The sequence below is a fragment of the Rubrivirga halophila genome (assembly GCF_046845755.1).
Classification (GTDB): domain Bacteria; phylum Bacteroidota; class Rhodothermia; order Rhodothermales; family Rubricoccaceae; genus Rubrivirga.
The window spans coordinates 1,509,064-1,522,181 of record NZ_CP177357.1 but is presented as its reverse complement, the minus strand read 5'-3'; the positions used below and the strand labels follow the sequence as shown (position 1 = coordinate 1,522,181).

The window sequence follows — 13,118 nt, the reverse complement described above, 5'->3', positions numbered from 1 at the left end:
AGCTTGGGAGAAGCGGGGTACCAGCGTGCAGAGGCGTCGGGGGGAACGGGTGGGCAACGGGTCGCAAGGTCGAACATTGCCGCGCGCCCGGCAAGGCACTCACACAGTCCTCTCAGCGACGGCCCGCTCGGCCTGCATCACGTGCCGGACGGCGTGGACGCCCAGGGCCTCGATGAAGGCGCCGAGCGGGAGCCGGAGGAGCTTCATGAACGGCGAGCGGATCTTGATCCGGGCCAGGTCGAGCCCCTCGGCGGCGTCGATGACGGCCAGGTACCGGTCGATGTCGGCGTCGAACCGGGCGACCGCGCGGTCCCGGTCGATGTCGGAGCGCAAGCCCTCGCTCGCCGGCGGCTTCATCGGCCCGCCAGTCGGGATCGGCCGCGAGCCGGGGCGGAGCGAGTCGACGAATTTCCGCGCGACGAACCCGTACCGGAACGGGCCCTCGCCGCGGGGCTCGCTCCGGGCGGCGGCCTCCTCCATCACCGGCAGGTACCCCTTCGCGATCTTGTTGAGGTGGACGACGCACTCGGCCGCCGACCACTTGTCGGGCCCGGGCCTGGCGTTGAACGTGTCGTCGTCGATGCCCTCCAGCAGCGCCGCCAGCCGGGCGCGGGCGTCGAGGAAGGGCGCTTTGAGATCGGTCATGGGATATTACGGAGGCGGGCCGCGTAGGCGCCGTCGGTGGCATGCACGTGGGGCAGCGCCCGGTACACGGGCCCGCCGCGGAACGACGCCGGCACGAGGTCGCCGACCGGTTCGAGCGCGAACCCGGGGTGGCTGGCGAGGAAGGCCGCCACGCGGTCGTCGTTCTCCTCGGGCTCGACGGAGCACGTCGAGTACACCAGGAGCCCGCCTGGGCGGACGTGGCGCGCGGCGGCGGCGAGCAGCCGGTCCTGCAGGTCGGCCAGCTCGGCGAGTTGCTCCGGGCTCCGGCGCCAGCGGAGGTCGGCGCGCTTGGCGAGCACGCCGCTCCCCGAGCACGGCGCGTCGAGCAGGACGCGGTCGAACGGGGCGTCGGCGGTCCACGTCGTCAGGTCGCCGACGGCCGCACGCACGATCCCGGCGCCCTGGCGCTCCGCCGACTGGCGGACGAGGCGGGCCTTGGCCTCGCTCACGTCGAGCGCCACGACCTCGCCGGCCCCCATCCGCAGCGCGGCGTACACGGCCTTGCCGCCCGGCGCCGCGGCGGCGTCGAGCACACGCTCGCCGGGCTGCGGGTCGAGCGCGTGGACCACGAGCCCGGCCGCGAGGTCCTGGACCGCGCACGCGCCCTCCTCGATCAGCCCGGACCGCAGGATCGGCTGGAGGCGGTCGACGCGGAAAAAGGCGGGCGCCGCATCGAGCCGCTCGGCCTCGACACCCAGCTCTGCCAGCCGGGGCGCCAGCGCCTCCGGGTCGACGGCGCGGATCGTGTAGCCGCCCCGCGTGTTCGTGGCCTCCAGGAACGCTCGCGTAGCGTCCTCTCCCCACCGCGCCAGCCAGCGGCGGACGGTCCACGTGGGGTGCGAATACCGGATCGCGAGCGCATCCGCGGGGTCCTTGCCGACGGGCTCGGGCAGGCTCCCAAACTGCCGCGCTCGGTCGAGCGCGCGGAGCACGCCGTTCGCCACGCCCGCCGCGCCCCGGTGCAGCAGCGCCTTCGCCGTCTCGACGGCCTCGTTGACGGCCGCATGCGGGGCGACCTCGCGGACGACCAGGTCGTAGGCCCCGATCCGCAGGACCTGAAGCAGCTCGGGGTCGAGGTCGCCCAGCCGGCCCTTGTAGAACTTCCCGATCAGGAAGTCGAGGTACCGCTTCTGGCGCGTGACGCCCGAGACGTAGTCGACGGCGCGGCGGGAGACCTCGGGGCTGCTGGCGCCGTCGGCGAGCCGGGCGACGTGGGCGCCGTCGTCCTCGACGCGGAGGAGGCGCTGGACGGCGAGGACGCGGGCATCGGTCATCCCGCAAGCTACCGGCCGAACCGGATGCCCCGGGCGCCGTTGGCAGGTCTCCCTCCCCCCTTCTCCCATGCCCGTCTGCGACACCTGCGGCAACGACTACGACCGCGCCTTTACCGTCACCCTCGCCTCCGGCGAAACGATGACGTTCGACTCCATCGAGTGCGCCGCCCACCAGATCGCCCCGTCGTGCGAGCATTGCGGCGTCCGCGTCCTCGGCCACGGTCTGGAGGACGGCGACCGCATCTTTTGCTGCGACCACTGCGCCGAAGCCTCGGGCGTCGACTGGCTGGCGGACTCGACGGACGACGTCGAGGGCTGATCACAAGCCGACTGCGAGCCCGACATGGACCTTGCCCCGACCGATGCCGAGGTCGGGGTTGAGGGCGTACGACACCGTCGCCAACCCCAGCGCCGTCGTCACGCGCAGGCCGGCGCCGTAGCCGAGCAGGCCGCGCCGCTCGGCGGCGAAGCCGGGGACGGCCGGGCGATCCAAGCCGCCGGCGTCGACGAAGGCGAAGGCAAACGAGGCGGCGTCGAAGAGGACCCGGTACTCGGCGATCCCCCGGACGTAGCTCCGGGCCAGGAAGGCGTCCTCGTCGTAGCCCCGGAACCGGGCCGCGCCGCCGACGCGGACGAGGTCGCCCTCGTCGACCAAGCCGTCGGGCCCCGTCGCCTGCTGCGTGACCGTCGCGTCGAGCCCGAGGACGAGGGTCTGGCGCGCGAGCGTGGGGACGTACCCCCGACCGCGGACGGTCAGGCGGCGGCGCCCCCCGGGCGCCTCGAACGTCTCGCTGGCGCGGCGCGCCTGCTCGGCGAAGACGCTCGCCTCGACGCCCCGGCGCGGATTCCGCGCGCGGTCCAGACGGCGGAGGACGACGCCCAGCCCAAACAGCACGTCGTCGGTGCGCCGGACGCGGGGGCGGCCGTCGACGAGCCCGGCGCCGTACGTCCCGGGGCGGACCTGCTCGCCGGCGACGCTCGCGACGAGGTCGAGCCCGGGGTCGACGGCGTAGATGAGCGACCCCGCCAGCCGCTGGCGCGCGAACGTCGAGTCGCGGGCGTCGCCGTCGAAGGCGAGCCCGGCGCCGATCGGCGTGCCGAGCACGAACGGGTCGCTGGCGGCGACGCGGAAGGACGACGCCAGCCCGGGCGTCCGCTCGAGCTCGACCGACAGCGCGCGGCCCCCGCCGAACGGGTTTCGGAGGTCGACGCGGCCCCGGCCCACGACGCTGCCGGAGCCGCTGGGCCCCGGCGGGAGGTAGCCGAGCACCACGTCGACGGCGCCCGGCGGGGCGTCGACGACGGGGACCTGAACGACCAAGTCGCCGGCCGCATCGCGCGCGACGACCGGGACGCCGACCTCGGCGTACAAGCCGGTCGCGTCGAGCCGCTGGCGGAGCGCGTCGAGGTCGACGGCCGCCAGCGGCGTCGGCTCGGTCAGCCCGGCCCGGCGCGAGGCGAATGCGCGAGCCGGCGACCGGGCTCCGGCCAGCTCGACCCCGACGACCTCGCCCGGGGCGCCCTCGGTCACCTGCACGGTGACGTCAACGGCCCGCCCGCCGTCGGCGGCCTCGACGGCGGGCACGAGCCGGGCGTCGCCGAACCCGGCGCTCGCGTACCGCGCCGCCGCCGCGTCGAGGTCGGCCGCCAGCCGGGCCGACGAGAACGGCGCCCCAGCCTCGACCGTCCATGTGAGCGGCACCGACGCCGCGCCGACGACCTCGAACCGCCGGACGACCGCCCGCTCGCCCAGCGTCACGAACGCCGTGTCGGCGCGGGCCGAGTCGACGCGGGCGACGAGGTAGCCCTGGGCCGCGAGCGCGTCGGCCACGTCCGCGACCGGGGCCGCCAGCCGCAGCGTCGTGTCGGCCGCGACGGCGACCGTCTGGGCCGCGCCCGTCGCCGCGAGCGCGAGCACAGCGATGGCGAGGGCTACCTTGCGGTCCGCTCCCCCCGTAGGCTGTGTCTGCATGTCGTCTGGGTCTCGTCGCCCTCCTGCTCGGCCTCGCGCCGGGCGTGTCCGCCCAAACGGGTGACTCCGCGACGCGGTACCCGCAGGTCCAAGATCGCCCCGCCGCCGACACGCTGCGGTATTCCGTCCGCGCTGGCGAGACGCTGATCGTCGCGCTGCCCTCGCGGATGAGCGGGATGGCCGTGACGTACGAGGTCGAGGAGGCCCCGGCGCTGTCGTGGCTCGTCGACCGCTCGTTCATGTGGCGGACGCTGGCGCGCGAGCGCGGCGCGCTCCCGGTCCGCCTGCGGCGGATCATGCCCGGCCGGGCGCCAGAGTCCGTGGTGCTGTTGGTCGACATCACGGGGTAGCATGGCCGAGTTGGGAGACGCGCTCGTCGAGGCCGTCACGACCGCCGACCGGGCCGCGTTTCGCGACGCGCTCCCCGCGTGGTTCGACGGCGCTCGGCGCCCGATGCCCTGGCGCGAATCCGGGCCCGACGGCCGCCGCGACCCGTACCGCGTCTGGGTCTCGGAGGTCATGCTCCAGCAGACCCGCGTCGACACCGCGACTCCGTACTTCCGGCGGTTCATCGCCCGCTTCCCCGACGTCGCCACGCTGGCGGCCGCGCCGATTGACGACGTGCTCAAGTTGTGGGAGGGGCTCGGCTACTACTCGCGCGCCCGGAATCTGCACCGCGCCGCCGGCGTCGTCGTCGCCGAGCACGACGGCGTGATCCCGTCGGACTCCGACGCCTTCCGCGCGCTCCCCGGCGTCGGCCCATACACGGCGGCCGCCGTCCTGTCGCTCTCCTTCGACACGCCGCTGGCCGTCCTCGACGGGAACGTGATCCGGGTGCTGGCGCGCGTCTTCGCCGTCGAGGCCGACGCTCGGGCGGGCAAGACACGGGCGGCCCTCCAGCGCCTCGCCGACAAACTCCTCGACCGCGAGCGACCGGGCCGGTGGAACGAAGCCGTGATGGAGCTCGGGGCGACGCTGTGCACGCCGCGCCAGCCCGCGTGCCCGCGGTGCCCGCTCCGACCCGTCTGCCGCGCGGCGGCCACAGGCCAGCCCGAGGCGTTCCCCGTCGTCTCCAAGCGCAAGGCCGTCCCGCACCACACGATCGCCGCAGGGCTCGTCTTCGACGCGGCCGGCCGCGTGCTCATCCAGCGCCGACCCGAGGACGCCATGCTGGGCGGGCTGTGGGAGTTTCCGGGCGGCAAGGTCGAGGCGGGCGAGTCGATCGAGGAGGCGTGTTCTCGCGAGATCGCCGAGGAGTTGGGGATTAGGGTCGAGGTCGGCCGGCCCGTCGCAATCGTCGACCACGCGTACTCGCACTTCCAGATCACGATGCACGCCCTCCGCTGCACGCACCTCTCCGGCGAGCCGTCGACGGAGACGGGCGAGCCCTGGGCGTGGGTGTCCGTCGCCGACCTCGACGACTACGCGTTCCCGCGCGCGAACCGGCACGTGATCGAGGCTCTCCGCGAGGAGGCCCGCGCGCCGCGCCTGCTGTAGGACCGCCCGCGCCTGCATCTCGTCCGGACGCGCGGCGTACGTTCGGGGCACGCCAGCCCGGACCCGTGGACGCGATCATCGAACTCCTCCCCCTGCTCTTTGTCGGGGCGTACTACCTGCTGGCGAGCCGCCGCAAGGCCCAACAGCGCAAGCAGGCCGCCCAAACGCCCCTCGTCAGCGAGTCGGGCCCCGAGGGCTCGACGCAGGGCCCGACGCCGTTCGAGGCCTTCCTGGCCAACCTCGAAGAGTCGCTGGCGCAAGCGGGCGGCGTCGAGACCGAGGCGGCGGTCGAGCCCATCGCGCCTCCCGAGCCCGAGCCAATCGTGCCTGCCGCGCCGGTCGTCGACCGGCCAGTCACGGCGCTGGGGTCCGAGTTCTCGGGCGTCATGGGCTCGTTCGACCACGACGCGCACGGGTTCGGGATCGAGAACCCGTACTCCGAAGAGAGCTTTGAGCGCGCGCCCGCGTTCACCGAGCCTGCGCTCCGCCCCCTCGACTACGACCCGCACAAGCTCCGCCGCAAGACACGGCAGGAGCCCGACGGGACCAGCTGGAACGACCGCTTGAGCGACCCGGCCGCCGCGCGCGACGCCTTCGTACTGCAGACCGTCTTCGGAAAGCGGGGCGGCCTCCGACGAGACCGCCGCAGCTGATCCACTAGATCGGGTCGAGCGTATCGCCGGCCGGGCCGCGCTTGAACACGGACGCCGCGACCGCGCCGGCAATTGCGCCGATGATCGCCGCGATCACCAGGTTGATGAGCGCCCCGCCGATGCCCTGCATCATCTCGCCCATCTGCATCGACTGCTCGACCATCTCGGGCTCCAGGCCCTGCGCGATGAGCTGGTCCCGCTGGCGGTCCATCATCTCGGCGTCCGACGGGTACACGTTGACCGCCTGGAGCACCTTGGTAATCCCATAGCTCACGAGGCCGCCGATGACGATCGCCGCCGCGCCGAGCCCAGCCCCCGTCCCGGCGGGGACGGTCACGTGGTGGGTGGACGTGTAGTGCCAGACCGCCACGGCAGGCCCTGCGATGGCTGCGAGGCAGCACAACACGCCCGTCAGATACTGGGCGGAGCCGCTGGCGTTGATGGCGAAAAAGCCGACGATGAGGGCGGCGACGGCGTACACGGCCGCGCCGAGGACGATGGAGGGAGCCTTGGGTTGCATCACAACGTGGGGGTGAGAGCGGGAGCCCGCGCGGGGCGGGCGGTGAGCAGGTTGGCAGCGAGCACCCCGCCGGCGACGAGGCCGAACACGGCGCCGGTGAGCGTGCGCGAGGCGGGCGTATTCGCCCAAAGCCCCGAGGTGCCAAGCGCCCAGTCGAGGGCTGTCGGGAGGACCGCCAGCACCAACCACACGCCTTGTGCGCGGGTCGTGGTCGCCGCCAGAAGGGACCGGCCGAGGAGCGGAGCCGCGGCCAGGCCGAGGACCAGGCCGCCGAGGATCCCCGAGCAGCGGTGGCACAGGGCGATGGGGCCACCCGCGACGTGGGGCGAACGGTCCGCCAGCTGGTGGCACACACTCGAGAAGGCGGCGTGCATCCAGTGGCCGGCCTCGCCGCCGACCACGGGCGCCGCCACGGCCACGGCCCCGAGCCCGGCCGACACGCTGAGCGCGACGACCCATCCAATCCGAAGGGGTGGGATTGCCATGCGGAAACCTACGGAGCATCAGCGCCCAGAGATGCGGCCGGCTCACGTCGTCTTAACAGAGCGCCCGGGACCCCCGGGGAGGATCCCTGGTAAGACCCTAGCACTCTGACAGGGAGAGTGCTAATCTCTCCCGCCGGGCACCCTCGCCCGCTCTTTTCCGACCCACCCTCCCCCCTACCATGGCTGCATCCATCAAGCCGCTCGGCGACCGCGTCGTCGTCAAGCCCCAGGCCGCTGAGACCCAGACCGCCGGCGGTCTCTACATCCCCGACACCGCCAAGGAGAAGCCGCAGCGCGGCACCGTCCTGGCCGTCGGCCCGGGCAAGGTCGAGAACGGCACCAAGGTCGACATGACCGTCTCCGCCGACGACACCGTGCTCTACGGCAAGTACGCCGGGACCGAGATCCAGCTCGACGGCGAGGATGTCCTCATCATGCGCGAGTCCGACATCCTCGGGATCGTCAACGGCTAAAAGCCTGTAGCGTGTTGCGTACTGCGTGTTGACCACGCCGACGCGACACGCACCGACCTTTCGCCAAGTCACGCAACACGAACACGCAACACCAAAAATGTCTAAGCAAATCACATTCGACGCGGACGCCCGCAACCAGCTCAAGGAGGGCGTCGACGCGCTCGCGAACGCCGTCAAGGTGACGCTCGGCCCCAAGGGCCGCAACGTCATCATCGAGAAGAAGTTCGGCGCCCCGACCGTCACCAAGGACGGCGTCACCGTCGCCAAGGAGATCGAGCTCGAGGACAAGATCGCCAACGTCGGCGCGCAGATGGTCAAGGAGGTCGCCTCCAAGACGTCCGACGTCGCCGGTGACGGCACCACGACCGCGACCGTGCTTGCCCAGGCGATCATGACCCAGGGCCTGCGCTCGGTGAACTCCGGCGCCAACCCGATGGACCTCAAGCGCGGCATCGACAAAGCCGTCCGCACCGTCGTCGAGGAGCTCAAGACGCTCTCGCGCGACGTCGGCGGCAAGGAGGAGATCGCCTCCGTCGGCTCCATCTCGGCCAACAACGACACCGAGATCGGCGACCTCATCGCCGAGGCGATGGAGAAGGTCGGCAAGGACGGCGTCATCACGGTCGACGAGGCCAAGGGGACCGACACGTCGCTCGACACCGTCGAGGGCATGCAGTTCGACCGCGGCTACCTCTCGCCCTACTTCGTGACCGACCCGGACGCGATGGAGGTCGTGATGGAGAACGCCGTCGTGATGATCCACGACAAGAAGATCTCCGCGATGAAGGACCTCCTGCCCGTTCTCGAGAAGGTGGCCCAGACGGGCTCCCCGCTCCTGATCGTGGCCGAGGACATCGACGGCGAGGCCCTCGCGACGCTCGTGGTCAACAAGCTCCGTGGCACCCTCAAGGTCGCGGCCGTCAAGGCCCCGGGCTTCGGCGACCGCCGCAAGGCCATGCTGGGCGACATCGCGACGCTCACGGGCGGCACACTCCTCTCGGAGGAGATGGGTTACAAGCTCGAGAACGCCACGCTCGACTCGCTCGGCAAGGTCCAGCGCGTCGTCATCACGAAGGACAACACGACGCTCGTCGACGGCGCCGGCACGCAGGCCGACATCTCGGCCCGCATCGGCCAGATCCGCAGCCAGATCGAGAACACGACCTCGGACTACGATCGTGAGAAGCTCCAGGAGCGGCTCGCCAAGCTGTCCGGCGGCGTCGCCGTCCTTAAGATCGGCGCGGCGACCGAGCCTGAGATGAAGGAGAAGAAGGCCCGCGTCGAGGACGCGCTCCACGCGACCCGTGCGGCCGTCGAGGAGGGCATCGTCCCCGGCGGCGGCGTCGCGCTCGTCCGCGCGCTCTCGGCCCTCGACGGGTTCGAGGTCGAGAACGAGGACCAGCAGATCGGCGTCAAGATCGTGCGCCGCGCGCTCGAGGAGCCGCTCCGCCAGATCGTCAACAACGCCGGGCTCGAGGGCTCGGTCGTGGTCCAGAAGGTGAAGGACGGCGAGGCCGACTACGGCTTCAACGCCCGCACCGAGGAGTACGGCAACCTGCTCGCGATGGGCGTCGTCGACCCGACCAAGGTCACGCGCACGGCGCTGGAGAACGCGGCCTCGGTCGCCGGCCTCCTGCTCACCACGCAGGCCGTCGTCGTCGACCAGCCCGACGACAGCCCGGCGATGCCGGCCGGCGGCGGCATGGGCGGCATGGGCGGCGGCATGGATTTCTAGGAATCCGGCCAACGACCGCTGGCGGACCCGCTCCGCCGGCCTGGGCGGCTCTCCTTCGGGGGGGCCGCCCTTTTTCTGTGCGGGCTCCGTGGATCGCGGGCGCTGTCGGCGGACCGGGCAACCCGGTCGCTGGCGCCCCGTTGTGTCGACATGCGGTGGATCGCCCTCCTGTTGCTCTCCGGCTGCCTCGCCGTCCCCGAGCCTGTGCCCAGCACCGAGCCCGCCGCCCGCGAGGGGCGTGCGCCCAACCTAGATGGCCTGGACCGACGCGTCGCAAACGCGGCGAACGACGCCCGGCGTCGGCAGGGCGCCGAGCCGCTGGCGTGGCGCGACGACCTCGCGGCCGTCGCCCGATCCCACAGCCGCGACATGGGGCGGCGCGGCTACTTCAACCACGTCTCGCCCGACGGCGCCTCGCCCCAGGACCGCGCGCGAGCGGCCGAGGTGGTCTGCGAGATCCCCCTCCGGGGCCGGATGCGCGTCGGCGTCGCCGAGAACCTGTTCCTGACCTCGCGGTACCGCGGCTACGCCGAGCGGACCGCCGGGGGCCGCGTCACCCGGACGTACGACTGGTACACCCGCGCCGAACTCGCCCAGCGAACCGTCGACAGTTGGCTCGACTCGCCCGGCCACCGCCGCAACCTGCTCGACCCGGTCGCCCGTGCCCAGGGCATCGGCGTCGCCTTTGGCACCGACGACCGCGTCTACATCACCCAAGTCCTGTGCTGAACACGTCCCACCCGACCGTTGCCCGCGTCGCGTGGGGCGTGCTCGGCTACACCATCCTGGTCGTCCTGTGGGGCGCGTTTGTCCGCGCGAGCGGTGCCGGCGCGGGCTGCGGCGACCACTGGCCGCTGTGCAACGGCGAGGTGCTGCCGACGGCGCCCGCGCTGAACACGGTCATCGAGTTCGGGCACCGGATCACGAGCGCGCTCGCGGGGCTCGCGGCGATCGGGTTGGTCGCCGTCGTGTTCCGCGGAACGGAGCGGGGCCACCCGGCCCGAACCGCGTCCCTGCTTGCGCTGGTCTTTATGATCACCGAGGGCGCGATTGGCGCCGGGATCGTGCTGTTCGAACAGGTCGCCTACAACGCCTCCATCGGCCGCGCCGTCTGGATGGCCGCGCACCTGACGAACACGTTCCTGCTCCTCGGCGCGCTCACGCTTACGGCGTGGTACGCCGAGGGCAAGCCGCGCCCCCGGTCGCTCGCGACACGCCCCGCAGGCGCCGTGCTCGTCGCTCTCGTAGCGACGCTGATCTTGGGTGCGGGCGGCGCCGTGACAGCGCTCGGCGACACGCTCGTGCTCGGCGGCGGCCTCGACCCCGAGACAAACCCCGTCGTGGCCACACTCCTGCTGGCGCGCGTCTTCCACCCCACGATGGCGTTCGTCACGCTCGCGCTCGTCGGGCTGGCGGTGTGGACGGCCCGGCCGCTCGGCGAGGGCATCACGTCGCACGGGTTCGTGCTCGTCGGCGCGTTCCTGGCGCAGATGGCGATGGGCGCGCTCAACGTGGCGCTCCAGGCACCGATCTGGCTCCAGATCCTGCACCTGCTCGGCACCGACCTAATCTGGATCGCGATGGTGATCTGGGCCGCCCGGATCGTCGCCGCCCCCGCCCCCGTCCGCCAGCCGGCCTTCGCGTAATGTGCCTCATCGCCTTCGCTCTCGACGCCCACCCGGCGCATCGCCTCGTGCTGATGGCCAACCGGGACGAGGCGTTTGCACGGCCGGCCGCGCCGCTGGCGCCGTGGCCCGACGCGCCCGGCGTGCTTGCCGGGCGCGACCTCACCGCCGGTGGCACGTGGCTCGGCGTCGCCCCGGGCGGCCGTTGGGCCGCGCTCACGAACGTCCGCGACCCGCTTCTCCCGTGCCCGGCCCAGCAGTCTCGAGGGCGGCTCGTGGCCGACTTCCTCCGACGTGCCGACCCCGCCGCCCGCGTCGCCGAGGCGGTCCGCCAGCAGCGCGACGCCTTCGACGGATTCAACTTGGTCGTCGGCGACCCCGACGGCGTGTTCGTGGTCTCGACGCGCCACGACGACGTGCTCGAGCTCGGGGCCGGCGTCTACGGGCTCTCAAACGACCGCCTCGACACGCCTTGGCCCAAGGTGGTCCGCGCCCGCCGGCGCTTGCGCGACGCGGTGCGCGCCGAGCGCCTCGACCCTGAGGACCTGCTGGCGCTGCTCGACGACCGCGAGGGCGCCCCGGACGCCAAGCTCCCCGACACCGGCGTCGGGCTGGCGCTCGAGCGCGTGCTCGCGCCCGTCCGCATCGTGAGCGACGGCTACGGCACGCGCGTCTCGACCGCCCTCGTTCTCGACCGCAACGGCACCGGCACGATCACCGAGCGGACGTGGCGGGCGGACGGCTCGCGGGGCGACACGGTGTCCGAATCGGTCGTGGGGTGAGGACGCGGCCTAGCCCTCCAGCAGCTCGGCCTTGAACCGCTCCGCAAGGGCGTCAGCCGCCTCGGGCGAGCCCGCCTCGGTGTACACGCGCAGGATGGGCTCCGTGTTGGACTTCCGGACGTGCGCCCACCCCTCGTCGAGGTCCACCTTGACGCCGTCGACGGTCGAGACCTTGCCGCCGGCATAGCGCGTGGCCAGCGACGCCAGCAGGGCGTCGGCGTCGAGGTCGCCGAGCGGCACCTTGTGCTTGGCGATGTGGTAGGCCGGGTACGACGCGCGGACCTTGCTCAGCGACTGGCCCGTTTCGGCGAGGTGCTGGAGCACGATCGCCACGCCGACGAGCCCGTCGCGGCCGTAGTGGAGGTCCGGCAGGATGACGCCGCCGTTGCCTTCGCCCCCAATCACGGCGCCAGCCTCTTGCATCGCGCGGACCACGTGGATCTCGCCGACGGGCGACCGCACGACGTCCTGCCCGTGCTTGGCCGCGATGTCGTCGACCGCCCGGCTCGACGACAGGTTCGTGCCGACGGGCCCGGGCGTTTTCCCCAGGATGAAGTCGGCGGCGACGACTTGAGTCAGCTCCTCGCCGAAAAAGCGGCCGCCGTCTTCGACGAACGCCAGCCGGTCGGCATCCGGGTCCACGACCACGCCGAGGTCGGCGTCGATCTCGGCGACGCGGGCCGTGATCTCGCGCAGGTGATCGGGGCGCGGCTCGGGATCGTGCGCAAAGAGGCCGTTTACCTCCGCGTTCAGCACCTCGACGTCGGTGACCCCGAGCGCCTCCAGCATCGCCGGAATCGCGAAGGCACCGACCGAGTTGATCCCGTCGACGACGACCGAAAAGCCCTGCTCGGCGATCGTGTCGGCGTCGATGTACGGGAGCGCCAGGATCTTCTCGATGTGGTACGGCAGCAGGTCGTCGGTGCGGTAGCTGCCCAGCGACTCGTAGCCGACCGTCTGGGGCTCGCCGTCGGCGAGGGCCAGCACCTCGGCGCCATCGTCGGGGCCCAGAAACTCGCCGTTCCCGTCGAGCAGCTTGAGCGCGTTCCACTCGGCCGGGTTGTGGCTGGCGGACAGGATGACCGCGCCGTCGGCGTCGTGCTTGAGCACGCCCATCGCCACGCTCGGCGTCGTCGCCAGCCCCCCGTCGATCACGTCGCACCCCGCCGCCTGCAGGGTCGCCGTGACGACGCGGGCGCACACGTCGCCGGTGACGCGGCCGTCGCGGCCGACCACGACGAGCGGGGCGCCGTCGGTCCGCGAGCGGAGCCAGGCGCCGTACGCCGAGGCGTAGCGGACGAGCGCGGCGGGGTCGAGGCCGTCGCCGAAGACGCCGCGGATGCCGGAGACGGAAGCGATGAGGGGCATGGGGTCGGTGGTCGGTAGGTCAGTGAGGCGGTCCGTTCGGCGCCGGGTCGCGTCGGGTGCGAGCGGGC

15 protein-coding genes are annotated in these 13,118 nt (G+C 72.7%); 9 read left to right on the top strand and 6 right to left on the bottom strand.

Going from position 1 to position 13,118, the window contains the following annotated elements; translation table 11 throughout:
- Positions 1–99 precede the first annotated feature (99 nt).
- Both ACLIRP_RS06505 and rsmB read right to left on the bottom strand, forming a co-directional pair.
- On the bottom strand, positions 100–645 hold the full coding sequence (locus ACLIRP_RS06505; protein ID WP_412063153.1) for a DinB family protein: 546 nt from the start codon (positions 643–645) through the stop codon (positions 100–102).
- A complete protein-coding gene (gene rsmB / locus ACLIRP_RS06500; protein WP_412063152.1) occupies positions 642–1,940 on the bottom strand; it encodes a 16S rRNA (cytosine(967)-C(5))-methyltransferase RsmB in 1,299 nt (432 codons plus the stop codon). Before rsmB ends, ACLIRP_RS06505 begins: the two co-directional genes overlap by 4 nt.
- Before the next feature lie 67 nt (positions 1,941–2,007).
- On the opposite strand from rsmB, the gene ACLIRP_RS06495 reads away from it, so the two are divergent.
- Complete coding sequence (locus tag ACLIRP_RS06495) at positions 2,008–2,259, top strand: hypothetical protein (protein ID WP_412063151.1); 252 nt, start codon at positions 2,008–2,010, stop codon at positions 2,257–2,259.
- Here ACLIRP_RS06495 and ACLIRP_RS06490 read toward each other — a convergent pair whose 3' ends face one another.
- Positions 2,260–3,912 (bottom strand): BamA/TamA family outer membrane protein, encoded by a 1,653-nt coding sequence (locus ACLIRP_RS06490; protein WP_412063150.1) that lies wholly within the window; start codon positions 3,910–3,912, stop codon positions 2,260–2,262. It lies immediately after the preceding gene.
- Here ACLIRP_RS06490 and ACLIRP_RS06485 point away from each other — a divergent pair.
- From ACLIRP_RS06485 to ACLIRP_RS06475, 3 genes are all read left to right on the top strand, one after another.
- Positions 3,903–4,262: a hypothetical protein gene (locus ACLIRP_RS06485; RefSeq protein WP_412063149.1), complete on the top strand. Its 360-nt coding sequence runs from the start codon at positions 3,903–3,905 to the stop codon at positions 4,260–4,262. The two genes, ACLIRP_RS06490 and ACLIRP_RS06485, sit on opposite strands and share 10 nt — an antisense overlap.
- Position 4,263: 1 nt before the next feature.
- The gene (gene mutY, locus ACLIRP_RS06480; protein ID WP_412063148.1) at positions 4,264–5,409 is read left to right on the top strand and encodes an A/G-specific adenine glycosylase; all 1,146 of its coding nucleotides are present in this window, start codon (positions 4,264–4,266) and stop codon (positions 5,407–5,409) included.
- Positions 5,410–5,474: 65 nt separating this feature from the next.
- On the top strand, positions 5,475–6,062 hold the full coding sequence (locus ACLIRP_RS06475; RefSeq protein WP_412063147.1) for a hypothetical protein: 588 nt from the start codon (positions 5,475–5,477) through the stop codon (positions 6,060–6,062).
- A 4-nt stretch (positions 6,063–6,066) separates the two neighbouring features.
- Here the strand turns inward: ACLIRP_RS06475 and ACLIRP_RS06470 are convergent, their stop codons facing one another.
- Positions 6,067–6,582, bottom strand: coding sequence for a hypothetical protein (locus ACLIRP_RS06470; protein WP_412063146.1), 516 nt, complete (start codon positions 6,580–6,582; stop codon positions 6,067–6,069).
- A complete protein-coding gene (locus ACLIRP_RS06465; protein ID WP_412063145.1) occupies positions 6,582–7,067 on the bottom strand; it encodes a DUF2085 domain-containing protein in 486 nt (161 codons plus the stop codon). The genes ACLIRP_RS06470 and ACLIRP_RS06465 overlap by 1 nt, the downstream gene beginning before the upstream one ends.
- 179 nt (positions 7,068–7,246) lie before the next feature.
- Between ACLIRP_RS06465 and groES the strand changes: the two genes are divergently transcribed.
- From groES to ACLIRP_RS06440, 5 genes are all read left to right on the top strand, one after another.
- Positions 7,247–7,540 (top strand): co-chaperone GroES, encoded by a 294-nt coding sequence (groES, locus tag ACLIRP_RS06460; protein WP_412063144.1) that lies wholly within the window; start codon positions 7,247–7,249, stop codon positions 7,538–7,540.
- A gap of 97 nt (positions 7,541–7,637) precedes the next feature.
- On the top strand, positions 7,638–9,275 hold the full coding sequence (gene groL, locus ACLIRP_RS06455; protein ID WP_412063143.1) for a chaperonin GroEL: 1,638 nt from the start codon (positions 7,638–7,640) through the stop codon (positions 9,273–9,275).
- Positions 9,276–9,425: 150 nt separating this feature from the next.
- Complete coding sequence (locus ACLIRP_RS06450; RefSeq protein ID WP_412063142.1) at positions 9,426–10,004, top strand: CAP domain-containing protein; 579 nt, start codon at positions 9,426–9,428, stop codon at positions 10,002–10,004.
- Positions 9,998–10,921, top strand: coding sequence for a COX15/CtaA family protein (locus ACLIRP_RS06445; RefSeq protein WP_412063141.1), 924 nt, complete (start codon positions 9,998–10,000; stop codon positions 10,919–10,921). The genes ACLIRP_RS06450 and ACLIRP_RS06445 overlap by 7 nt, the downstream gene beginning before the upstream one ends.
- Positions 10,921–11,682: an NRDE family protein gene (locus ACLIRP_RS06440; RefSeq protein ID WP_412063140.1), complete on the top strand. Its 762-nt coding sequence runs from the start codon at positions 10,921–10,923 to the stop codon at positions 11,680–11,682. Before ACLIRP_RS06445 ends, ACLIRP_RS06440 begins: the two co-directional genes overlap by 1 nt.
- A 9-nt stretch (positions 11,683–11,691) precedes the next feature.
- On the opposite strand, the gene glmM is transcribed toward ACLIRP_RS06440, so the two are convergent.
- Complete coding sequence (gene glmM / locus ACLIRP_RS06435; protein ID WP_412063139.1) at positions 11,692–13,050, bottom strand: phosphoglucosamine mutase; 1,359 nt, start codon at positions 13,048–13,050, stop codon at positions 11,692–11,694.
- Positions 13,051–13,118: the final 68 nt, after the last annotated feature.